The following is a 24691-nucleotide window of genomic DNA, read 5'->3' as shown; positions in this document are numbered from 1 at the left end:
TGTTTCAACTAGTTTTTAGGCTACGGCAGGATCGCGTTGCCATTTACCTCTTTAAGCGAAATGCCTTGTTCCAACAGAAAATGATTTAACAACATGGGCATGTTGTTGTATACACGGTTACTTTTTTATTGCTTTTTCACTGTTTAAAACGCTAATGTAATGTCCGCATCTTTGGCAAAGTTTAAAAATGTTGCTGCACCGGCAACATCAATGCCATCAATGAAATGTTCCTTATCCAGCCCCATAACATCCATTGTCATTTGACAGGCAATCAATTTCACACCAAATTCTTGAGCCATTTGGACAAGTTCTTCAATCGATGGTACGTTCGCTTTTTGAAAACCTTCTTGAAAGCGTTCTTTCCCTTCCGGTATCGGCAAATGCTTATGCTCTTCTTTGTGAATAAGGTTCAATCCTTCAAAAGTAAAGAAAATCCCTACCTCCGCTTCTGTTGCCGCTGCCGCAGTGGCAATATTAAATACCTTGTACGCATCAAATAAACTACCGTTTGCTGCAATGATCGCAACTTTCATCATTCATTCCTCCTGTATTTTTAGTTTCTTGTTTTACATATACCTGTATGGGTATTTATAGTTTTAATACTACTTAAAATCTCTCTAAAAGTCAACGCTTTTTAATTTTTGATTTCATCACTTCCTTCATTTTGCCGTATTGTTCTCATAATTGATAATGGTAGAATTCTCCCATCTCTTTTGCCTACAATGATCTTTATGTAAAAATAGAATTTACCAATTGTTCCAACCTTTTGGGCGCTAAAATCTCTTTTTCTTGAAACATTCCTGCCCCATTTTCTAAAAAGGAAAAAGATGTTGGAACCCCATCGAAAGAAACAACCACTTTCCGCTCAAATGGAAGGTAAGCCGAGTTGACATTGTAAATCCTCACTGCATGACTGAAACCTATTTTCGCCAATAGTCCCGTTTTGCGGACCTTTGTCTACTATAGGAGCAGGAAAGGAAACAATTTGCCGCTTTTTTATGTTCTCTTTGGACTTAAAAAAAGCATGCTTTCCCCAATTAGCCGCAAGGGATCTAAGAAATGTCATATCCATGAAAAAGTGGGATGACAGACTTTTTCATGAAATCGAGAAATGCATGGACAGTTGGAGATAAATTGCCGCTTTTCCACGCAAAGGCCGTTGTAGTGGTAATTGGATTATTCTGAATGTCACGATAGACTACATTATTATTTAATACCCGTTGGATAGAAGCCGGTACGATCGCCACACCCATTCCTGAGGAAACAAGAGATAAGACAGTAGGCAATTCTTGCGTTTCTTGTACTACCTTCGGATGGAATCCCGCATGATAACAACAATTCATTACTGCATCATAATGAGTTTGATTCGCCTTTCTTCCTGTTAAAATGAATGGATCGTTTGCTAAATCTTCCAGTTGAATCGGCGAGGTTTTGGCAGCTAACGGATGATCCTTTGGCAATGCTAGCACCATTCGTTCTTGTCGAATGACTTCGACCTGAATGCTGTCATTTTGTATGTTGAAAGGATGGCAAAGTATTCCTATATCAATAAGGCCTTTTTGCAAAGCTTTCAATTGCTCTCTTGTCGTCAACTGTTGCAAATCGATATGAATATTTGGGTATTGTTTTCGATAGTGCTCTAAAATAACAGGAAGAAGATCATAGGCAGCTGAGGCGATAAAACCGATCACTATTTGCCCGGCTTCTCCACGGTTTACCATTTTTACTGTTTCGACAGCTTCCTCTACATTCTTCAAAATTTGATAAGCTTTTTCCAAAAACACCTCTCCTTCTTTCGTCAGCTCTACCTTTCTTTTCGACCGCTGGAAAAGCGGCACACCTATTTCTTCCTCTAATTGGCGAATTTGCTGACTTAATGGCGGCTGCGCTATATTTAAGCGGGCAGCAGCTTTGCCAAAATGCAATTCTTCTGCGACTGTGATGAAATATTTCAAATGGCGAAGTTCCAACGTAATGCCTCTCCTTTTTAATATTTTTAACATATTAATAATGATTTAAATATATATTAGACATATTAAAGTTCGTTTTGTAAAGTGAAAATAAAGAACAATTTTTTCATATGAAAAGATTTAGTGAAACTGGAGGTTATGATGAGGAAAGTTCTTCTGCTCACGATAGGAATGTTCGCACTCGGGTTTGATGCCTATGTCATCTCCGGTTTGCTGCCGAAAATGGAAGAAACGTTTAAAATTAGCGCTTCACAAGCAGGTCAGGCAGTAAGTATCTTTACCTTTTGCTATGCACTGGCGGCTCCGGTTTTTGCGACAATATTGGCTGGTAAACCTATGCGCAACATTTTAGTGCTGGCACTTGCCGTATTCTCAATAGGCAATGGAGCCAGCGCATTAGCGCCGACTTTTTCCACGCTGTTGATGGCTCGTGCAATTGCGGGCATCGGAGCCGGTCTCTATTCTCCGTTGGCAGCAGCTGCTGCCGCATCCCTTGTTCCCGGACAGATGCGCGGCCGAGCTCTTGGCATAACGCTTGGCGGCATGAGCACGGGAACAGTTGCTGGTGTTCCCCTTGGATTGTTCATTGCTGAACATTTAGATTGGCAAACAACTCTTTGGTTCATCACTGCACTAGGTTTTGTCGCTATGATCGGGATTATCATCTCGTTTCCAGACTTTCCTGCTTCGGCACCGCCATCGCTGCAGCAACGTTTTGCCATGATGGCAAAAGGACGAGTTGCCGCAATCATCAGCGTAACTTTTATAACAAGCATTGCCAGCTTGGGACTCTATACGTATATTTCAACCATTTTGGATAACTTAAAAGACACCCCCAGCCTTGCACCTTATTTGTGGGCATGGGGCATTGGGGGCGTCATCGGGAGCTTTTCCGTTGGGTATTTCATTGACCGGACAGCAAGACCGAAAATGCTTATGGCCGGCATTTTAACCATCATGGCTTTCGCTATGTTCTGCATACCATTTGCACTCCCTTTTCCGATCCTATCCTTTTTGCCTTTTGTTCTATGGGGGGCGATGGGCTGGGCTTCGCAAGCCCCGCAACAACATGAACTGCTACGTTTGCAGCCTAATCACGGCGCTGCTGTTGTCGCTTTAAACAGTTCCGCTAATTATTTAGGAAGTGCGGTAGGTTCTGCTCTTGGAGGGATTGTGTTGCTTGCCGGATTAACTCCTTCCTCCCTTCCGTTTGCTGCCAGTTGTCTAGTTTTGGCGGCTTTACTAGTACAATGTTTGATTATGTTCAGTAAAAAAAAGTAAGCGCATATCAGAACTTAAGAAATAAACTTATCTATAAAAAACAATTCTTTAATTCGTATACCGAGAAGCATGACGCACACAGGCTCTCACAAAGCGATTGTTTGGCCCGCGATGCTTGAAAACTCATAAATGGTATAACGAGAATCATATAATTATCATTTTCTCTAGAAAAATATAAATTCAAACAAACAGGGTGCCGCTATCGGCTTAACCAGAATAAATATGATACGTGAATTTATTGGCAGGCGGAACCTGAATCTCATCGTTCCACGAAATATATTGAGGAACTTATCGTGTTTTTGGGAAAGGTATTAATAACTGTTCATTTTGTTCGCCTGCAAGATTTCGGTTCCGTCTCTTATGATGTTTTGATTTAGTTGCGAAAAAACAATTTTTCTTATGTCTATTTAAACCATCCCCTTTCTTTAGATTGTTTAATCGCTTCGATCCGGTTCGTTACTTCAAGCTTTTCCAAAATCGTTGAAATATAATTTCGGACCGTGCCTGTTTTTAGTTTCAGTTCGTCCGCGATTTTTTTTGTGTTTTTCCCATCGGCTACAAGTTCTAATATTTCTTTTTCCCGTTCCGTGAGAGGATTTTCTTCACTGTATACATCATCCATTAGTTCTGGTGCATAGATTCGCCTGCCTGCCATGATGCTTCGAATCGAGCTTGCCAGCTCCTCACTCGGGCTGTCTTTCAATAAATAGCCGCTTACACGAGCTTTTAAGGCCCGTTGAAAATAACCGGCACGGGCAAACGTTGTTAAAATGATCACTTTACATTCCAGATCTTTCAGCTCTTCAGCTGCCTCAAGTCCACTTTTTTTGGGCATTTCGATATCCATGATGCAAACATCAGGCTGATATTGCTTCACAAGAGAAACAGCTTCTTCTCCGTTAGTCGCCTGCCCCACCACTTCCATATCCTCTTCCAGATTGAGCAATGTTCCTAAGGCGCCGAGCATCATACGCTGGTCTTCAGCTATGACAATTCGAATCATGATTTCAGTCCCTCCTTAACGGTCTGCTTTACTACATTCGGTATTTTCATGATTAATGTAGTCCCTTTTTCCGAATAAATATCCAGACTGCCGTTTACAAACTCCAAACGTTCTTTTATTCCGATCAGTCCATTTCCTTTTGCAAGATCCCGTTCCTCCTTAATGCCAATTCCGTCGTCTTGCACCGTCATACATATTTCGTTCCAAGATTGCTGAATGGCAATCCGGCAAGTGAAAGCTTTGCTATGCTTGACGACATTTGTTACTGCTTCTTTCAAACACATACTTAAAATGTTCTCAATAAACGGGGATACGTTTGATAGTGTGAATTCTTCTTCATTACTTACCAACTTGATTTCAGCAGCTTGGAGTAGTTGTTTTATATGTATGATTTCCTCTTTCAATCGAACCCCGCGCATTTGTGAAACTATTTTCCTTACTTCATTCAATGCAGTTCTGGCCGTTTGCTGAACGTCTTTTAATTCGCTGCGGGCTTGTTCAGGGTCTTTGTAAATTAATTTTCTAGCCAAATCGCTTTTTAGACCGATGAGGGACAGCTTCTGGCCTAACGCATCATGAAGATCGCGGGCAATTCGCTGGCGCTCCTCCTGTTTCACGAGCTCGGAAATTCTTTTGTTGGCATCTTGGAGCTGTTCTTCGAGCTGCCCTTGCTTTTTTCGATTATAAATGTTGAATGGAAGAAGGATGACGCTAATCCAAATGATGATGACAAATGGCAATTGCTTTAAAAATAACTTTTCCTGTAGAACCACGTTATAGTTGATCGAGATGGTCGTTGCAGCTAAGTGAATGATGTACAATATTAAAAAAGCAATGCGGTTTTTGATATGACCGTTATAGTAAGCAATATAAAAAGCAAAATAGATAAATTGGAAAAGGATCGTCATCGTGATAGAAATCCCAATTAAAATTGATGTCCACAAGTAGACAGGCCACTTCTTTGAAATAAAAGCTAAACGATATACAAAGAAAAATATAAGTGTCAGCACGATCCCTGCAATGATTTCCTTAGTGGAGGAAGATTGAAAAATAAAATAAAACGGCAATATGCTAAAAACGCTCCATATATAAGGAGTAATTCCCGAGAATTTCTCTAAGATCATATACTTTTTTTGCATGGTCAAATCCTCTAAAAATTTGTTTTACATGTTATCTTATCATAAAAAGGTAGACTGCGTCTTGAAAACTTTGCCCAATTTTCTAAAGATTTTACAATTCAGATTCAATATGGACTTTCGACTTTTTTTCCTTCTTTTTCGATAAGTCTTTAAACCCGACAAACTTTTTCGCTTGCTCATCCCATAAGCGGAATTGGAGAGATTTTAAGCTTGTCGCTAGAGTGATGGTTGGTACATTCTGTAAAAGATACGTTTGATTGTGTGCCTCTTCCAGCTTATAATTAGGTATCCTTGGGCTCAAATGATGGACGTGGTGAAAACCGATATTTCCAGTAAGCCATTGCAGCGGTTTTGGAAGCTTATAGTATGAACTCCCTTCAACAGCTGCTTTCACATACTCCCAGTTTTCATCTTCTTCAAAATAAGAATCTTCAAATGTGTGCTGTACGTAAAAAAGCCAAATGCCTAAAGAGCCTGAAATGAAAAAGATTGTGCCTTGAATGATAAGAAACGGCTCCCATCCGATCGTCCAACCAAGCAGCCCAACTAAGGCAACGATTGATATGTTTGTTATATATGTGTTGATGCGTTCCTTTAACCTCGCATTTTTTCTGTTAAACCGATTTTTAATAAGGAAAACGTAAATCGGTCCTAGCCCAAACATCACGAACGGATTTCGATACATCCTGTAGGCGAATTTAGTTAATGGCGGTGCTGACAAATATTCATCAACTGTCAAAACCCATATATCCCCTGTTCCGCGCTTATCTAAATTTGAGCTGGTTGCGTGGTGGACTGAATGGTTGTGCTGCCATTTGCTGTACGGAAACAACGTTAAAATACCAGCTATTGTTCCAAAAATTTTATTGGCAAGGCGGTTTTTAAAAAAGGAATAGTGACAGCAATCATGGAAAATGATGAAAAGTCGAACTAAAAATCCAGCTGCGATCATGCAAATAGCGAAAGTAAGAACATAAGAAATGGATAAGCTTTGATAAGCTAAAAACCATAACAGAAAAAACGGCACAGTTGTATTGACTAACTGCCAAACACTATTCATAGTGTGAGGTTTTTCATAAGGAGCCATTTGCTTTCTCAAATTTTTTTGCATTTGTTTCGTCATTTTTTGATTCCCTTCTTTATTTGATATTTCTAATCATATAAGAGGGAAATCGATCTGTGAAGTCATATATGTCATATTCAGAATATGATAAATGTCATATATCGTTTTCTATCATATTCGTAATTGCTGACGGACATTCAAATTTTGGGAAAATGTTTTTTAACAAAACACATCTTGTAACAAGGTATTTTGCAAAGGATGGGCCAACAAGCAAGAGACGAAAAGCAAATTGTGATGATAACGGCATTTGCGGAACTTTGTGGATATTTTCTGAAGAGACTTTTGCAACGAGGAAAAGGCCGGACATTGAGTTTGAATGAAAACTTGAAGTATTCTCCATTTCATGTCTACTCGACATAATGCCGTTAGTTAACGGGTTCTTTTTAAAAGCTCCTTAAAAAATATGAAACCACAGAACTCTTCAATGAATTTCTGTGGTTTTTTACAGTAATAGGAGCATTTCCCTTCCATCTTTAGGAAGTTGTGAGCCTTGCCGTTTTAGATAAAACACAATATCGCTTTTTCCAGAATCTTAGCGAAAAACGGCTGAAGCACCGATGCCTTTAATATAACTGAACACTCCTTCTGCCTAGACTTTGAGTTTGTTCCCTTTGTCTCACATAAGGCCCTTTTTATTTCTTTATAAAAGGGATTATAGCGTAAATGGGGTTGTCCATTGCATTTGTAATAGCCAGCCCAAACAATTGAACAATTTTCAAATTCATGAAGTCACTCGTATTTACGTGTGAATAAGTGCATATTAGGCATTTTTCACGATCCATCTCCTGTCATTCGATCAAAACGTACATAACTATTTACTAAATGAACAGTACCACCATTTCTTGGCTTTTAGTCATATGCTTTATGTAATTTCATTTATTAGAATAATACGTTCTGTATTATCATCTTGTTGAAAGTAGTGATTTAAATTGACAGTTAAAAATATTCATGGATGCATACTCTAGTTTATTTTAATTATTTTGTAGATATATCTTTTTTCATCCAATATTTATAAAATTCACTGTTATGTAAAAAATGAAGAATTTCATCAGCTGTTAATCCGAGTTTTTTAGCTTCTAATATAAGCTCAACCCATTCTATATCCAATATTTGTTGTTCTTCCAATTCTTTATTGTTCATGTTTCATCCTCCTTTCCATCTGTCACTGAAAACACAATACATTGATTTCTTGAAATTGTCATATATCAAAAGTTATAGATGGGCAAATTTCGCAAAAAAAAAAATGAGCCACTTTTGCTCATTTCTTACAACAAGTTTAACTCCTTTGCTTGGACCACTGCTTTTGTTCTGCGATTTACTTGCAATTTGCTGAAAATATTGTTTAAGTGGACTTTTACCGTTCCGACAGCCAAACCAAGTCTTTCTGCAATTTCTTTATTCGTTAAGCCGATTGAAACAAGGTTTAACACTTCCAATTCGCGTTCTGTCAACGGATCAACCAACTCATTCTTGATCGTCTCTGCTTTTTTCTCGACTGCGATTTTTGTTTCTTTTCCAAATGAATACAGCAGTTCAAGTACATAGACAGCCTGTGATGCGATGGTTGTCAACACTTCCATATTCTCGGATTCAAAGGCGTTTTTTAACTGATTATTTTCTAAATAAAAGATCCCCTTGACCGTTTTTTGTTGGACGACAGGAAAACATAACACTGACCTGACTTTGTTTTTTTGAATATAGTGATCTTTTGAAAAAGTAAAATCATTTACTGCATCCTGGAGCTTTATCGTTTCTTTTATACGGTGCACATACTGGATAACAGAAATCGGAATGTTTTCGCCAACGTTTTGATCTATTTCGTTTGTTTCGCCATGTGTGGAAATGACTTTTTCAATCGAAAAAACGGTTTCTTTTCCATTTGGCCTGATGAAGCATACCTTTTCAGCCCCTTTAAATCTGGCAATGAGCATTAATAATTTCCCGAGCAATTGCTCTAAGTTCATGTCCTCAGACAAAGAGGCTGCTGCTTGAATGATGGCGGACAAGCCCCGTTCCTCACCTTTTGTTCGTTTGGTCCCTTCCCACGTTATCATGCTTTTATGATCGTTTTTTGTTTGATTTGTTTCCTCAATCAAAGTAAATTCAGGATAATCGTGCTGCAGCAGTTCCGCTTTGTTGTGCGCCCCCCACAGCCGATAACATCGATGCGCTTCACGTAAGTATGTTTGCGCAATGCGATGCATGCCTTTTTTGGCATAGAAGTCCCCTGCCAATTCATTAGCGAGTGCTTCAATCTGAATGTCAGAAGAAGTTTTTGCGGAATGAATTGCCTCATCATACCATTTCATGGCTTCTGTCTCTTTTTTTTGCAATCTGTCCCATTCCGCCAAAAGTAATTGCTGTTTATGTCGAAAATTGTCAGGGCAATGCTCAGACCATTTTTTAAATTGATTCAAAGCCCGTTTCAGCTGTTTTTTAACTATTTTCATGTTTTTCCTGTCTTTCTGTTCGCAACGCCTGATTAACAATAAACTATGATAAAAGTAAAATTCAGGCGAAATGATCAATACGAGAGATTTTGTGACCAATTTTTCAAGACGGACCGCCAGTTGATATGCCAGCTCGTCTTCTTTTAACAAAAATGCGATTTTCAATTGAATGGTATCATAAACGATAATCGATGATTCATCTAGATTTTCTCTTTCTTCATACATAGTAAATTTCGCATGAGGATGAACGAGACATTGCAGCCAAGTTTTCACCGCTTTTAAAAACATAATGGAATGTTCCATTTTAATTTGCAAAACAAACTCTAGCTGCTTCTCAATTTCTACTAACAACTGATTGAGCGGTTCCCCCTTAATCAACATTGTAATGACCAGAAATGAGCTCGATTCCCCGGCCAAATGAAGGTTGCCGGATTCAACGCAATGTTTTTGTGAACGTTTTATATAAAAAAGATTGTCCTCAATCGTTTTTTTCCAGTGGTTCACAAATGTGCCAAAAACGAAATCGACCCGCCCCATTAGGTGTTTTGATTGAAATCGAGAAGCTGTGTGTAAAGCAAGCTGTCCAAATTGAAAGCTTCCCTCATAATCTTGAAAACCGGCGCTTAAAAATAGTGCATAATTGTTGTAAACAAGTGCGGACACATCAGTCGTTCCATGTCGTAATGTAAGCCGGAGCGCCCGGAGTATGAGAATGCTGACAAGATTTTGATCATACTGGTAGCTGGCTCTGTTCAAATTAATTAAAATCTCCATTAGTAAACGTTTGTTCCTGTCTGTCATCGTCGGCAAAGTTGTGAGTTCATTTGCGGAACGAGTTCCGACCGCTTTTTTCGTTCGGATCATCTCGAGAATCACTTTAAACTTACTCGGATGACGCGGCAGCTTCCATCCGAATAATCGAAGGCCTTTTAACCCTGCCTCAACCGCTTTTTCAAACTGCTGTTGATGAGAAAACAACAAAGTTTTCATATTGTAGACTTTTAATTGGTCTTCCCTTGTTTTGGCATAGATTAATATTTCATTAAATGTCCTTTCCGAATCAAGAAAAAGTCCATTTAAATATTCGCTTTCCCCTTTTCCTAGAAAAAGCTTGTAACTTAATTCATAACTGACTTCCCAATAATTTTCGGGAAGCAATTCAATCCCCGTTTTAAAATAATTCAATGCTTGATCAAATAATGCTGCGTTTTTCGCTTTTTCACCCGCCGACCAATTGAGCTCAGCCAAATCTGCTTTTCTTTCGGGATGTTGAATGAACCTCCGGCCCAAGTTAAGATGGTTGATCATTTCAAAAAACTTTTCATGTTCTTCTTTACTTGTTCTTTTGAAGAGGAATTGACCTGCTTTATAATGAATTTCTTGTTTTTTCCTTTGATCAAGCAATGAATAGGCAGCTTGCTGGACACGGTCATGAATGAACTGATACCTTCCTTGATCTGAAACCTGGATTATCATCCCTTCCTGGACTGCTTCGGACAATGCGTCGGTCATTTTCTCCGTATTGATTCCATCATGAAGAAAAGACAACAACTGAAAATCGAAGCGATGTCCAAGACAGGAAGCTGTCAAGATAAGTTTTCGGGTTAACGGCGACAGTTTTTCAATTTTGCTGACAATGAATCCGATCATTTCATCGTATTCGGGCTGCTCCTTCACTTTGTTGAGATTCCATTCCCATTTTCCTCTTTTTAAGTTGCACCATAGAAACTTTTCATCGTATATTGTTTGGAAAAGCTGTTTAAAAAATAATGGGTTTCCCGCTGTTTTCTCATATAGTACAATGGCAAGCTCGCGAACATCGTCCGGGCTGCATCCCAACGTTTCCGCAATGATTTGGTTAATATGATCAACATTCAGCATGCCGAGTGGAAATTCCCTAATATTTTCTTTGCTTCTTTTCATTTCTTTTAATTTCGTTAAGAAAGGATGTCCTTCTTTCATTTCATCATCGCGATAAGCCCCAATGATGAGCAAACTTTCAAACTCTGGATCGTTCAGTATGGATTGCAGCAATTCTAGCGATGCTGTATCACACCATTGAAGATCATCTAAAAAGAATAACAATGGATGGCTTTTTTTCGCAAATGTTTGCATAAAACGCCTGAATGCCCAATGAAAACGAAGCTTCGATTGGGAAGAAGGCAATAAAGGTACAGCGTCTTGTTTGCCGATCAACAGTTCCAGTTCAGGAATGACCTCCGTGATAACCGCCGCTCCTGAACCTAAATGTTCAAGAAGCTCTCTTTTCCAACGTTGAAGTTCTTCTCTGCTTTCCGCCAATAATTGATTAATCAGCTGACGAAATCCGCGAATAAACGGTTCATATGGAATATCCCGCTGAAATTGATCAAATTTTGCGGAAACAAAATAACCATTTTCTTTTGCGCATAACTTTTCAATTTCATTCACAAGCGCTGTTTTTCCTGTTCCGGCGCTTCCTGAAATAAGCACCATTTTCGTCAAACCAAATCGAACCATTTTCAGTTCTTCCATTAAGCTTTGTATTTCTTTCTCCCTTCCGTATAACTTGCTTGTAATTTGAAATTGTGAAGAAAAGTCGTATCGGGCAATCTGAAATGATTGGACTGTTCCGTTTTGTTCCAGCATCTTTAAGCAATGGAAAATATCTTCTTTCAGTCCGAAAACCGACTGATAACGATCTTCAGGTGCTTTTGCAAGCATTTTCAAAACGATGTCGGAAACCACATTCGGCACATCTTGACGTCTTTCAGACGGATGAATGACCTTTTTTGTCATATGAGCATGCATCCATTCAAAATCAGAGTCAACGTCAAAAGGCAGACGGCCAGTTAATAGTTCATAGAAAATGATACCAAGCGAATAAATATCGCTGAGATGGCTGGAGGATGGATTGATTTGTGCGCTCTGTTCCGGCGAATGATAAATATCGTAAATTTCATCATCCTCTTCGGCTCCTCCAATATCAAAAAATTGCACATCTAGTTTTTCAGGATGAATGAAAATGTGAGCTGGACTTAGTATAGTGATGGAAATGTTTTGTTCGTGAAGGACGATTAATTTTTCTGCAAGTTGTAAAGAAATTTGAAGAAATTCGCTAATTCGTGGACGATGAATTTTGATATATTCTTTTAATAACATTCCCCCAGGATCTCGGTAAACAAGTGCATACGTGTTCCCCAATTGCTCAACTTCTATAGGCGTCACAATTTCCTTCATCTTCAGCTGCGAGTAGAAGTCATATTGGTGCAAAAAAGATGCATGATCAATTATCGATGGGGATTGTGATGTTAAAACTTTCAGCAAAACGCATTGATGATCACGATCGCGTATCCCCCGATAAACAGAAGCTTTTTTTCCTTTTCTCAGCAATGATATATAACTGTAGCCTGAAATATCTGACATTGACTTTTTCCCTCTTGGCAAATGCCGTAATATTTCGTTTTCCTTCTCCATACAGACAGGCACATCCTTTCATAAAAAAATTTCTCTTCCAGTATTCGCAAAATTTTCCGAAAACCCTTCTTTTTTCATTGAAAGAAGCGGTATTTCGTCTATAACTGCAACTTTTCCCTTCAATATTCTCGTATATAAGATGACATATGAAAAGAGGAATGATTCTGCTTGAATACAAATGGAGTTCGGTGTTTTTCAGGAAAACTGAAGAAAAATTATGAGGAAATAATCAGGATTTACTAAATAATGGGTGGCGGTTACAGACATTTGCACCGTTCTCTTCCGACGCCTTTGTGCAGCCGCAATCCATTCAGATTATTTTTAAAAAAGTTCTGAAGAAATCATACACGTATGACAAAGAAGCAAAGCTTTTATCTTTTGGAATTTTCTTTGTAACGATGATGGGAGAAGCTGTTTCTTTTCCAAATACAACTCATCCCCCGCTTATTTGTGGAGCTGCTAAAAAAAGGGTCTTATTGTCTTTACAATATCGCTTCCGTTTAGTTTTACAAATGTTCGTTAATTCATATAAAACGCTTGGCGCCGTTTCGAAATCTTCATTACTTCTGAGATGACGGTGTTTAAAATGATGTAAAAAGTCTTGTAGAAAAAAATTACAGGACACTTACTCGGTCTAAAAGTACATTCGAGCCATTTTTCCGATTTTCAAATTCATTTCCTCAACTTTCTAATTCATTCCAAATGATAAATAATTTAATAGACTAAAACCATTCCTTACACATGCGGTTCAAAAACTTTTTGTGATAGGATAACCGGAACTTGCTCGATCATTGAATCGGTGCCGTAAAAAGGGCAAATGGCAGTCTTTTCATCATCGCACCATTTTAGAAGGATGAAATATTTTTAAACAATAAAAACAACCGCAAATTTCATCGTTTTTCAATTCTTTTCGATTAAAACTGATGAATCGGTGTGCTGTTCTGCACAGACTTCCCTTCAATTTATCGCCTTCCTAATTTTTGCAAAAAAATTCTCTTGCTATAATATCTGAACGGCCATACCAAGGGGTAAAATCTTCTATTGTATACAAATGCATCATACATGCTATTATTGAACAAAATTCTCATCAGCTCCACTTCATTCACAAGAACAACCTGTACCTTCTTTTCGTTATTTTTTTCACGTCATAAATTGCCTTTCTTATAATGTATTTTTTTAAAAGTGGTTATCCAGAAAGTCAAATCCCTATCGAAAACAAAAAATCATAAACGTCGATATATCAACGTCTCTAAAACATTAAGGGGCGTCTATAAGCCGGAAAATCGACTTATTAGACAGCCCCTGTCCATCACTTTTTATTGTGCTATTTTTTTAGGATGATCTGGCAATTCATTGACTGAAACAACTTGGTCTGTTTTCTTTTTTGGTTTTTTCCAATACTTTTCGTTGCCAGGCAGATCATCAAACCATGTTGCATCATCAGGGCAATCAAGCACCATAAATTGTCCATAATTGCCATCTCTAGATTGGTGATATTTCAAATACGCTTTTCCGTTTTCGATAGCTAAAATCTCGATTTTCCCAGAGGTATGGCTCATTGACAGGCGGACGCGCTTGCCTAGTCCTGATGTTCTTGCTTTTGCTTGTTCAACGATATCGTAAACTTCTTTCAATGTTAATACAAAGTCACTGTTGCCAGCAACAGGTCGATTCACAAAGAAATAATAAGGTGTTACTCCCGCCCATGATAACTTATCTAATAATTCGCCTAAAACAACAGGATCGTCATTAATTCCTTTTAATACTGGAGTTTGGTTGACCACTATTGCTCCGGCGTCATGGAGCGCTTCAAAAGCTTTTTTTGCTTCTTTCGTAATTTCTCTCGGATGGTTGACGTGAGCCATAATGTAGATTCTTTTTTCAGGAGAGGAAAACTCTCTAATGAGTTGGAGTAAAGATTCATCTTCATAAATTCTCATAGGGTTAAAGACAGGCATTTTGGAGCCGATGCGGATAATTTTTACATGCTCGATTTCTCGTAAGCTTTCAATGATCATGCGCAATTTTTTCGTAGCAAGGATTAAAGGATCCCCTCCAGTTAGAAGAACATTGTTGATTTCAGGAGTTTTGCGAATATAGTCAATACCAGGCTGTACGTCTGCCATCGCTTCTTTTACATCACTTCTAAATAATCTTTTTCGAAAGCAATAGCGGCAATATGCTCCGCAAACCTCAGAAACTAGCAGCAATGCTGTTGTTTTGTACTTATGCTGGCAGCCAGGAACGACATAGTTTGTATCTTCATCTGATGCGTCCCACCTCCCATACTCTCGCATTTCTCCTTCATTTGGAATAACTAATTTTCTGATAGGGTCGTTCGGATCATTCCAGTCGATCAGGCTTAAATAATAATCATTGACCCGAAACACATATTTTTCTGTGATCGGCTTCAGCTTTTCCCGTTCCTCTTTTGGGATTTGTTCAATTTTGTCGATGTTTGTTATATATTTTGGCATCGCCACATGTATCACTCCCCCATCATTAGTTAACAGTTCTATGATAACATATAGTAACAAATTATTTAGCAATATGTCCAAAACGTTCATTATTTTTTTGCAAATTTCGATAATATTTTTCAAAAAAATTTGCCTTCCAGCAAGGAAAACTATTAAGCTAGTTTTCCAATGCGGACTTTTCTCTAATACAAGTCCAAATAGAAGGCAGATTCCACTACATTTGCTAAATCAAGGAATAAATATCTGACATATCTTGATAAGCTTTCACTAAATTTTAGAATCCTTTTTTGTGTGTCTCCATCCCCGCTGCAACAATATATTGACTTAAGCCAAAAATGGAAAAATCGTTTTCTATATATAAATAAGTAAAATAAGCGGCTTCCTGCTTTCATGAATTCTTTCGGGCAGCATGAAGCATTGCTTAAACTGATACAGCCTTCAACAGTTCTTTTACCGCATAGGCAAAGCCGTTCTCATCGTTCGTTTTCGTGACAAAATCGGCCTTTTCTTTCACTTCCTTTGGAGCATTTCCCATCGCAACCGATGTGGTCGCGATCTCGAATTGGGCAATGTCGTTGCCTCCGTCGCCAAACGCATAAATTTCTTCAAATGTCAACTGCTTCATTTTTTGATAGCGTAAAATCGCTTTTCCTTTATGTGCTTCGCTGGAGGTAATTTCAATATTATTAGGAAATGACGAGGCGATGGAGAGGTCGCTTCTCCCGCTTAATGCTCTCTTCACTTGATCGATTTTTTCCGTTTCATTATGATTCACTAATCCAATCAGCTTATAGATTTTTAGATTTTCCAGTTTGAAAATAGAGTCATAATCAAATTGGCGAAACATCTCTTCGATCTCATCCCAGCTCAGCTTATGCAAAGGCGGCAAAGTGGATGGAAAGCCACCCTGATTGGTGTAAACGAGAATGCCGACATCCAGAGCATTTACTGCTGCAAAAATTTCTTTAAACGTTTTTTCATCTATTGTTGCTTCATACATCAGCTCTCTTTTATCGGAATATAATACAGCCCCATTTACACAAAAAATCGGCACATGGAGCTCTTCAACCGCTTTAATCTTGATGACATCCGGAAATGCTCGTCCCGTATTTAAAATGACTTCATGTCCTTGCTTTTTCAATTCATGTAAAACTGATAAATTTTCATTTGAAATTTCATGCTGCGAATTTAATAATGTGCCATCTAAATCAATTGAAAAACATTTCATGTCCTCATCCCAATTCCTTTCTTTTTTTAAAATAATAAAGAAACTTCTTATTTTTCCTCTAACCTATTTTATCAAAATTGTTCAAATTGCTGTAAAGATTTTCTGTTTACAAGAAAATCACTGCCTTATCGGTCAAAGAGCTAGCTTTGACAGAAAGTCACTTTCCGCTTGGTTGATGGCAGCCCAAAAGATTGAAGAAGTTTAGAAAAATCGAAAGAAAGCTTCAGTACAAAATGGACGGTGGAATCTATGCATAAAAAGTTGGATTCGAATGGATCGGTTGGGCTTGCAACAAATGAAAAAAACATGAGAATCAGATGGATACACGTAGAACAGGGGATCGATACAAATTGTCTGGCTTTTTTACCTTCAACTGGAAAAATTTTTTCATAGTTATTCACTCTTCCTTGTTATAAGTTTTTATTAGGGAGTGAATACAGTATGATCTATCGAAGTGTCAAACAACTAGAAAAAGAATATAAACTAAAAGAAGCCCTTCGTTCGGTAAGAGATTTATGGTACAAACTAACGGAAGGGTATGTGACGATCCCTGAATCGGCTGAAAAACTTCAATCATTCATTGAATATTTTGAAGGAGAACTGCCTGCAGGATGGATCCTCACAATGGATGAACAAGGAACGATACATGCACGCACAAACTATTCTCATAGATTTAGTCAGATGTTAATATGCAAAAGCTTTTCCGGAAAAGAGCGTGTAAAAATAATTTCTTAAAAGTTTTCCCTCAGTATCGCAGACTGAGGGGTTTTTGGTATAAAATGAAAAATTTCAAACATAATACTAACTGTTAAAAAATTACTTAGGAGGGATTGAAGGTATGAATCAATTAGGTGCTCATGAATTAATGGAAGTACATGAAGTTTTAACAAACACAATTGATGGAATTAACCAATTTCAACTTTATCAGCCCCATTGCAAAGATCCAGAGCTGCAAAACATTTTGCAAAATCAAATCATTTTTATGACAAATGAATACAATTCAATCGTTCAAATAGTAAGAAACAAGAGCAGTCAGCAAAATTTCAGCACTTACCGCCCATTGAAAAATGCAAGCCCTTCCTTTGGCACCTCAGGCGGAACACCGGAAGCTCCCAACAGCTCAATAAACGAGATGAACGACCATGATGTTGCGTCAGGAATGTTAGGATGTTTAAAAGCGTCAGCAGCATTAAGAATGCATGCTGCATTGGAATGCTCAGATCCGGAATTAAGAAATGTCGTGCTCCAAGGGGCGAAAAATTGCGCAGAGCAAGCTTATGAAGTTTGGCAATATATGAACCAAAAAGGTTATTATCAAGTGCCGGTCTTTCAGCAAAATACTGCTCAAGCGATCATCAATCATTATCAACCGGCTGGCAATCAAATGAACAATCAGCAGACATAAAACGATAAAGCAGCAGGGCTTACCCTGCTTCTGCTTTATTTTTTAGCTATTGCCAAGAAAAAATTAGCTTTCGCTCACAATTTGCTTGTTTTCTTTTTCCTTTAGACTTTCGTCTTTTGCTGCTTGCGAATTTTTCATAAAAAACGATAAGATGAGAGCGATCGCAGAGAATATACCTGCCACTACAAAAGATATATTTACTCCATGTATCATTCCTTCAATACCTTTTTCAGGCAACGCTGTATTTGTCATGACTGTCACAAGCAAAGCTGTTCCAACTGCACCAGCTACTTGCCGCATTGTGTTGTTCATCGCAGTTCCGTGTGAAATTAAATATGTAGGCAGTTGATTTAAACCAGCGGTTGTCACCGGCATCATGACCATCGCAACACCGACCATCCTGAAAGCATTTACTGCCGCTAAATATGTAAACGTTGTATGTAAGGTGAGATGTGACAGCATAAACGTCGTGATCGTTAAGGTAAAAAATCCAATAATCGCCAGCCATTTGGCACCGAATTTATCAAATAATCTGCCTGTTATCGGGTTGGCCACCCCTTGGACAAGTGCGCCTGGCAAGAGCACCAGTCCGGACTCAAATGCTGAAAATCCCAGCATATTTTGCATAAACATCGGCAAAATAACTGCTCCGCCAATCATAGACATAAACACTATCATGCCTAAAACAGTTGTGATCGAAAATGTCTTGCTTTTAAATACTTTGAATTCCAGGATCGGCTCATCCAATTGCAGCTGTCTAATTATAAACCAAGTAAGAGTGGTCAAACCGATGAAGAGCGATAAAATAACTTGACCGCTCCCCCAGCCGCTGCTTCCAGCTGCGCTGAATCCATACAATAAACCGCCGAAGCCTAACGTTGAAAGGATGATGGATAAAATATCGATTTTTGGGTAAGTTTGCCGCGTAACGTTTTTTAGGATGAAAAAGGCTAAGATAAGATCAATGACTACAATAGGTAAGAGCACATAAAACAAGCTTCTCCATGCAAAATGCTCTACAAGGTAACCGGATAAAGTCGGACCAATTGCCGGCGCAAATGCAATAACGAGTCCAAACATCCCCATTGCCGTTCCTCTTTTTTCAACGGGAAAAATTAAAAACAAGATTGTCTGCATCAGCGGCATGATAATTCCGGCACCAGCAGCCTGCGCCACTCTCCCTGCTATTAAAACAGAAAAATTGGGAGCAATTGCACAAATTGCAGTTCCAACAGCAAAAATTCCGATGGCTGTAAGAAACAGTCCTCTTGTCGTAAAACGACCAATCAAAAACGCGGTGATCGGTATCATAATCCCATTAACAAGCATAAAAATCGATTGCAGCCATTGAACTGTATTGGCATCAACTTTGAAATCCATCATTAAATGCGGCAAAGCAGTTCCAAGCAACGTTTGGTTTAAAATGGCAACAAAAGCACCGGACATTAACACAATCATGAGCGGCACTTTATTAAAGGTTTCCTGTGCCAGGTCTCGTTCTTCTCCCATATAAATCCTTCTTTCTAACAATTTTTCTATATTATTTAGTGATACAAATAGACTGCTTAATACATGTTATTGTAATATTTTTTCTTTGTAAATAGGAAGAATATACACTTGATGGGGATGAAACTTGAAGAGCGTTTTCCATAAATGAAGCAATTGTTGTCTTTATATTTATATTAGCGTACATTACCATAGTGAAGGAAGATGAAGAAAAAAGCAATTGTTTCGCTCACCTTTATTTTCTTTTTTGATAATAAGTAAGTAGGAAACGTTTGAAAAAATTTTTACATCATAAGTGTCAAAAAAAAATATCACTCCTTCCAATATAAAAAAAGAACAGCCGTTTTTTCTCTTTCGGTTTGAATTGTTTCAAATGCAAAACCCCTTTTCAGCTTTACTTTTTGAAAAGGGGTGACAACAATTTGAAAACAAAAGCATCTTATTTAAATATTTTCAATCGCTCTTCTATTGGTTTTATTTCTTTATCACCGGGCTCAGCTGTCGGTTTTCCGAACGGCATTTGAGCAATTAGTTTCCATTCATTTGGTATATTCCATTCTTTCTTCACTTCATCATCGATGAGCGGATTATAGTGCTGCAGCGAGGCGCCCAATCCTTCAATTTCCAACGAAGTCCAAATCACAAATTGCAGCATTCCAGAAGACTGTTGTGACCAAATCGGGAAATTGTCCGCATATAATGGGAATTGTTCCTGCAACCCTTGAACAACGCGGTCATCTTCAAAGAACAATACAGTACCGTATCCATTTCGGAATGAATTTATTTTTTCATCTGTTGAAGCAAATTGATCCGCTGGAACAATTTTTCGCAACGTTTCTTTCGTTATATCCCACAATTTGTTATGATGCTCGCCAAGCAAAAGAACGACTCGGGCGCTTTGGGAATTAAAAGCGGATGGTGTATATAGAACTGCGTGGCTGATCACTTCTTGAATACGCTCATCAGAAACAGTTGATTCTTTACTGATTCCGTAATAAGTGCGTCGATGTTTGACTGCTGAATAAAAGTCATTTGACACGTTCATCTCTCCTTTCTGAATTTCAATCTTTTTATATCATTCCTTTTAAACGCTTCGCCTATTACACTTCTTAGTAACGTTTTGAATAAAATTTTTTCTTGTAAGAGCCGTATTTTGAGGGATATAATTTACATGAAATCAATAATATTAGAAAAGGCGGTAAAAACTTGAAACAGCGGAACTTATTTTTCTACATTTTGATTTTTGCCATGATGTTTCTGTTCGGATGTACATCAAAAGAATATAAATCCAACATGGAATCTGGTATTGAAGCGCTAAAAAAAGAACAATACAGCGACGCCATCTCGTTTTTTAACAAAGCTCTTCATGAAAAAAACACTGAAGAAGCTCAATTGGCGCTGGATTTGTCAAAACAAATTAAAGACAGCGTTGCTGCCCTTGAAAAAGGAGAATTTGAAACCGCCATATCATTGGCAGAAAAAATCAAAAATTCAAATGAAACCTCCAAGATTCTTGATATTCTCAAACCGAAAGCTGAAAAAATAATCGAAGAGGCGGAAAAAACGAGCGCTGCTTTAAAAGAAATGGAATCTGAACTTGAGTCAGGAAAAGCATTGTTGGAAGAAAACAAGTTTGACGAAGCATTCGCCATATTTAAGAAAATTGCGGAAACAACATCAAATAACGAGAAGATCGTCAGCGTTACCAAAAATGCAGAACAATTCATGAATCAAGCAGCTGCGGCGAAAAATCAATACTTGCAGGAGCAGGAGAAAAAACTTCAAGAAGAGCGGCAAAAAGCTGAAGAAGCAAAAAAGAGAAAGGAAGAGCAAAAAAAGGCTGAGGAAGCAAAGAAAAGCCGTCCTATAAGCCATACTGAAGCTGAACAGCTAGTTCGGGAGTATTTAAAAATTGAAAATACTTCTAACGTTTACGTTGAATATGATCATGATAATGAAAAAGGCGAATATATTATTCACGTTTATGAAATCGTGATCAGTGATCCGGAGACAAAAGAGGGACATACTTCTACATGGGGCTGGTATGCAGTCGACCCGGTCAAAAAAGTTGTGCGTGATGCGTTTGAATAACAAATTTTAAGGATTTTCCGGTGGATACATTCGGAAAATCCTTTTTCTTTAGTTATTTAATCAGAATGATATTAATTCAACTGATAAGGCCTACAAAATTGCCTTGCTCATTAAACAGCTACTAAGTATTGTTCAAGGATCGAACGCATTTCAGGAGTTAAAGGCTCAGAACGCTGCAACTTAAAATTGTAATGAACGATAACTCCTTCCCCTTTTGCGATCAATTTCCCCGTTTCTGCATTTTTTATTTCATGCTCCATCGAAAAGCTTTTCGTTCCAATCCGCGTAATTTTTGAAGTTACCGTTAATGTATCATGGGCATATGCTTGGGCAAGGTAATCGCATTTTGTGGATGCTAAAATAAATTTCCAGTCTTGGTTCCCTACTTGTTTTGACATGTGTTTTAAAAATTTAGTCCGAGCTTCCTCCATATACAAATAATAGCTTGTATTGTTAACATGGCCTGACGCATCCGTTTCGCAATATCTTACATAAATTTCTGTATCTGGAATGGTCTTCATGCTAAATCGTCCTTTCTTTTATGTCTTATTTTTCTGTTTTTATCAATCGATCGATATTTATGTATGAATGGAATTGAATCCTTCATGTGTATAGGAATTGTCCATCGGATCATCGATGTGTTTCAAGAAAAAGCAAATTGCTGTACAACGTTTGAAGAACAGGCGTTTCAACACCAATCTGCCGCCCCTTTTTCACGATAAACCCGCACAATGATTCGATTTCCATCCTTTTTCCTTTCAATCGATCTTGCAGCATGGACGGCTTATGCTTCAGAGCTGCTCCTGAATTGGCAAAAGTGCGATGAAACATTTCTTCATCTAATGGAATCCCGATTTTATTGGCTACTCTCATCACTTCTCGGCAAGCATTTTCAGCTGTTTTCCTCAATTCTTTATGCTCCATAATTTCTCCGACAGTCGCTTTGGATAAAGCAGCAAGCGGATTGAAGGTTGCATTCCACAACAGCTTTTTCCACTTATCCAGCATGATATCATCTGTTGTTTTTACAAAAATTTCAGCTTGACGAAAAAGATCTGCCACTTTATCGCGGAACGAAATGAGTGATTCATCCAGAGCACCGATCACTAGTTTTGCTCTTCCGCTATGCTTTATGACCCCAGGCTCTTCCACATGTGACGACAGATAGGTTGCAGCTGACAAGAGCCTTTTTCCACCTAAAATTTGAGCGAGCTTTTCTTCATTGTCGACACCATTTTGCAGCGTCAAAACAACTGCGCGATCATTCTGCAAAGAGGCAATCTGTTCTGCTGTACTTTCCGTGTCTGTTGATTTCACACAAAACAGTATCAGCTCACAATCAGCAAAATCCTCTATTTTATCTGTAAAAACACCGTCTATTGTGAGGAGTTGATCATTCGTTTTAACCACTAAACCTGATTTTTTCATTGCCTCTAAATGCTTGCCCCTTGCAAGAAAAACAACATCATGTCCGGCTTTCTTTAACAAAGCTCCAAAATAGCCGCCGACCGCGCCAGCTCCAGCAACAGCGATTTTCATAACATTCCCCCTTCAATTGAATCAAAAAGCTTATGAATGACAGAATAAACAGAAAATAATGAAATGCAAGTTTTGCACCTCAATTATTAACCTAATCTTTTCATTAATCAAGTGAAAGCATTCGGGACTGAAAAGTCTTGAGTGTTTAAAACCAATAGTAAAAACGAGCCTCCAAAACAGATAATAATCTTGAAATCAATATCAGACTCTAGACTATTATGATTTATTCTATGTTCCATGAGGATTCGCAAAGCGCGCAGATCACAAACACTCATAACTTAAAATGACGGCAATGCTATAAAAAAAGAAGCAGAAGTTGAAAAAAGCCTTTCCAAAATGAACGAACTCCGTGAAATAGCTTCTCTCCCCCACCGAATCGTTGACTTAGCTTTCGAATAAAATACGCCTAATTTATTTTCAAGTCTTGTAAACATACAGCAGCTGGCACGTTTTTGCTTTCTTAAATTTTACAGTTTATATGAAAAATGAACAGATAGGTTTAAGCATCCATCCAACACACATAACCCCGTTCTAAGTTTAGGACGGGGTTACAATAAAATGGTTTACTTTTTAAGAACAATGCTTCACTTACATCAAGATTTTTAAAGGTTAATCATTGGATAAAATGACTTTCATCGCTTTTTCTTTAGCCGCATTGCGAAATACTTCGTATGCCTGCAAAATCTGGTCCAGCGAAAAACGATGAGTGACTAACTGTTCCGGTTTAATTTTTCCTGACTGCACCGTCTTTAGCAGCATCGGTGTCGTACTCGTGCTAACTAGTCCAGTTGTGATTTTGACATTGCGAATCCACAATTGTTCTAAGTGCAATTCGACAGGCTTACCATGAACACCAACGTTGGCCAACCGTCCGCCCGGCTTTAGGATTTGCTGGCAGATGTCGAAGGTCACCGGGAATCCGACCGCTTCAATCGCTACGTCAACACCTTTTCCGTCCGTTAGTTCAAGCACTTGCTCAACCGCATTTGTCTTTGAGCTGTTCACTGTCTTAGTGGCACCGAACTTTTTGGACAGCTCCAGACGATTATCGTCAAGGTCGATCATGATGATTTCCGCTGGTGAATAAAGCTGTGCTGTCAACAGTGCTGCCATTCCGACCGGTCCGGCCCCGACAATTGCGATTACATCCCCTGGTTGAACTTCGCCGTTGATTACCCCGATTTCGAGACTTGTCGGAAAAATGTCACTCAACATAACAAGCGCTTCTTCATCGACTCCCTCAGGGATATGATACATGCTTGTATCCGCATATGGAATCCGAACGTACTCTGCTTGGGTACCGTCGATCAAATGCCCTAAAATCCAACCGCCTTTTTCACAGTGTGCGTACATCGCTTTTTTACAATAATCGCAGCTTCCACAGGAAGTCACACAAGAAATCAACACTCTGTCTCCAGGTTTGAAATTGTTGACACTTGAGCCGACTTCTTCTACTATACCAACACCTTCGTGTCCCAATGTCCGTCCGTCAGTTACAGCCGGTACATCTCCGCCCAAAATATGTAAATCTGTTCCACAGATTGTCGTTTTGGTGATTCTTACGATGGCATCTGTTGGTTCCTGAATCGTAGGCTTGTCCTTCTCTCCCCACTCAAGCTTGCCTGGTCCACGGAATATAAGTGCTTTCATCATCATACCTCCTAAATATATTTGTTCGTAAGCTGCCTTCGGTTTCAAATGAAGGCCATGGCGGGTCTAACTAAATTAGATGTTACTAGCGGTTTGTTATCCCAAAGGTATTTTTCCCCTTGCGATCAAGAAATTATTCTGCTCAATAGGTATGTATGATATATATCCCCCTCTCAAGTTAACATAAAGTATCTTGCCGGAAGTTCCCTATCACAGATTGCGTGGGCTACAGGGTCAGGAAAAAGTGTTAGTGAGCGGCGGAAACCATATATACCTTTTTTTATCAAATTGCCAAGCTTCCACAAATCCATCCCTTTTTACCTATATTGTAACAGATTTTAAAATATTTCGTCTTTTATTTTTGTTAATTTTC

The 24691-nt window shown here is 38.5% G+C and carries 18 protein-coding genes; 4 read left to right on the top strand and 14 right to left on the bottom strand.

Annotated features, from left to right (window positions below):
* Positions 1–143: 143 nt before the first annotated feature.
* Together NSR00_RS03945 and NSR00_RS03940 are read right to left on the bottom strand one after the other, a co-directional pair.
* The gene (locus NSR00_RS03945; RefSeq protein WP_144598006.1) at positions 144–533 is read right to left on the bottom strand and encodes a DsrE/DsrF/DrsH-like family protein; all 390 of its coding nucleotides are present in this window, start codon (positions 531–533) and stop codon (positions 144–146) included.
* 519 nt (positions 534–1052) lie between these two features.
* Positions 1053–1970: a LysR family transcriptional regulator gene (locus NSR00_RS03940; RefSeq protein ID WP_144598005.1), complete on the bottom strand. Its 918-nt coding sequence runs from the start codon at positions 1968–1970 to the stop codon at positions 1053–1055.
* Between the two features lie 141 nt (positions 1971–2111).
* Here NSR00_RS03940 and NSR00_RS03935 point away from each other — a divergent pair, with 141 nt between their 5' ends.
* Complete coding sequence (locus NSR00_RS03935; RefSeq protein ID WP_340787149.1) at positions 2112–3251, top strand: MFS transporter; 1140 nt, start codon at positions 2112–2114, stop codon at positions 3249–3251.
* Between the two features lie 403 nt (positions 3252–3654).
* Here the strand turns inward: NSR00_RS03935 and NSR00_RS03930 are convergent, their stop codons facing one another.
* The 7 genes from NSR00_RS03930 to NSR00_RS03895 form a co-directional block, all read right to left on the bottom strand.
* On the bottom strand, positions 3655–4254 hold the full coding sequence (locus tag NSR00_RS03930) for a response regulator transcription factor (protein WP_340787146.1): 600 nt from the start codon (positions 4252–4254) through the stop codon (positions 3655–3657).
* Positions 4251–5393 (bottom strand): sensor histidine kinase, encoded by a 1143-nt coding sequence (locus tag NSR00_RS03925; protein ID WP_327847664.1) that lies wholly within the window; start codon positions 5391–5393, stop codon positions 4251–4253. The genes NSR00_RS03930 and NSR00_RS03925 overlap by 4 nt, the downstream gene beginning before the upstream one ends.
* A gap of 91 nt (positions 5394–5484) precedes the next feature.
* Positions 5485–6516 carry a fatty acid desaturase gene (locus NSR00_RS03920; RefSeq protein WP_327847663.1) on the bottom strand — a complete coding sequence of 344 codons (1032 nt, stop codon included), beginning with the start codon at positions 6514–6516 and terminating at the stop codon, positions 5485–5487.
* 975 nt (positions 6517–7491) lie between these two features.
* Positions 7492–7656, bottom strand: coding sequence for an anti-repressor SinI family protein (locus NSR00_RS03915; RefSeq protein WP_242009324.1), 165 nt, complete (start codon positions 7654–7656; stop codon positions 7492–7494).
* A gap of 125 nt (positions 7657–7781) precedes the next feature.
* Complete coding sequence (locus NSR00_RS03910; protein ID WP_340787141.1) at positions 7782–12422, bottom strand: helix-turn-helix transcriptional regulator; 4641 nt, start codon at positions 12420–12422, stop codon at positions 7782–7784.
* 1316 nt (positions 12423–13738) lie between these two features.
* Positions 13739–14905 carry a KamA family radical SAM protein gene (locus NSR00_RS03900; protein WP_144597999.1) on the bottom strand — a complete coding sequence of 389 codons (1167 nt, stop codon included), beginning with the start codon at positions 14903–14905 and terminating at the stop codon, positions 13739–13741.
* A gap of 415 nt (positions 14906–15320) precedes the next feature.
* Positions 15321–16127 carry an HAD family hydrolase gene (locus tag NSR00_RS03895; RefSeq protein WP_340787136.1) on the bottom strand — a complete coding sequence of 269 codons (807 nt, stop codon included), beginning with the start codon at positions 16125–16127 and terminating at the stop codon, positions 15321–15323.
* A 441-nt stretch (positions 16128–16568) separates the two neighbouring features.
* On the opposite strand from NSR00_RS03895, the gene NSR00_RS03890 reads away from it, so the two are divergent.
* Together NSR00_RS03890 and NSR00_RS03885 are read left to right on the top strand one after the other, a co-directional pair.
* Positions 16569–16862, top strand: a complete 294-nt coding sequence (locus NSR00_RS03890; protein ID WP_340787133.1) for a hypothetical protein — start codon at positions 16569–16571, stop codon at positions 16860–16862.
* A 103-nt stretch (positions 16863–16965) separates the two neighbouring features.
* The gene (locus NSR00_RS03885; protein ID WP_063389527.1) at positions 16966–17532 is read left to right on the top strand and encodes a spore coat protein; all 567 of its coding nucleotides are present in this window, start codon (positions 16966–16968) and stop codon (positions 17530–17532) included.
* 63 nt (positions 17533–17595) lie between these two features.
* Here NSR00_RS03885 and NSR00_RS03880 read toward each other — a convergent pair whose 3' ends face one another.
* Both NSR00_RS03880 and NSR00_RS03875 read right to left on the bottom strand, forming a co-directional pair.
* Complete coding sequence (locus tag NSR00_RS03880) at positions 17596–19041, bottom strand: DHA2 family efflux MFS transporter permease subunit (protein WP_340787130.1); 1446 nt, start codon at positions 19039–19041, stop codon at positions 17596–17598.
* Positions 19042–19477: 436 nt separating this feature from the next.
* On the bottom strand, positions 19478–20077 hold the full coding sequence (locus NSR00_RS03875) for a nitroreductase family protein (protein WP_094245736.1): 600 nt from the start codon (positions 20075–20077) through the stop codon (positions 19478–19480).
* A 167-nt stretch (positions 20078–20244) separates the two neighbouring features.
* Here NSR00_RS03875 and NSR00_RS03870 point away from each other — a divergent pair, with 167 nt between their 5' ends.
* Positions 20245–21129, top strand: coding sequence for a hypothetical protein (locus tag NSR00_RS03870; protein ID WP_340787126.1), 885 nt, complete (start codon positions 20245–20247; stop codon positions 21127–21129).
* Between the two features lie 110 nt (positions 21130–21239).
* On the opposite strand, the gene NSR00_RS03865 is transcribed toward NSR00_RS03870, so the two are convergent.
* From NSR00_RS03865 to NSR00_RS03855, 3 genes are all read right to left on the bottom strand, one after another.
* The gene (locus NSR00_RS03865) at positions 21240–21650 is read right to left on the bottom strand and encodes an acyl-CoA thioesterase (protein ID WP_063389531.1); all 411 of its coding nucleotides are present in this window, start codon (positions 21648–21650) and stop codon (positions 21240–21242) included.
* 109 nt (positions 21651–21759) lie between these two features.
* Positions 21760–22668, bottom strand: a complete 909-nt coding sequence (locus NSR00_RS03860) for a ketopantoate reductase family protein (RefSeq protein ID WP_063389532.1) — start codon at positions 22666–22668, stop codon at positions 21760–21762.
* A 609-nt stretch (positions 22669–23277) separates the two neighbouring features.
* The gene (locus NSR00_RS03855; protein ID WP_130156581.1) at positions 23278–24318 is read right to left on the bottom strand and encodes a zinc-dependent alcohol dehydrogenase family protein; all 1041 of its coding nucleotides are present in this window, start codon (positions 24316–24318) and stop codon (positions 23278–23280) included.
* Positions 24319–24691 lie beyond the last annotated feature (373 nt).

The sequence above is a fragment of the Aeribacillus sp. FSL K6-8394 genome (genome assembly GCF_038008865.1).
Taxonomy (GTDB): domain Bacteria; phylum Bacillota; class Bacilli; order Bacillales; family Aeribacillaceae; genus Aeribacillus; species Aeribacillus composti.
Note: the sequence above shows the minus strand (reverse complement) of the source record. Positions and strands in the feature narration are given on the sequence as shown.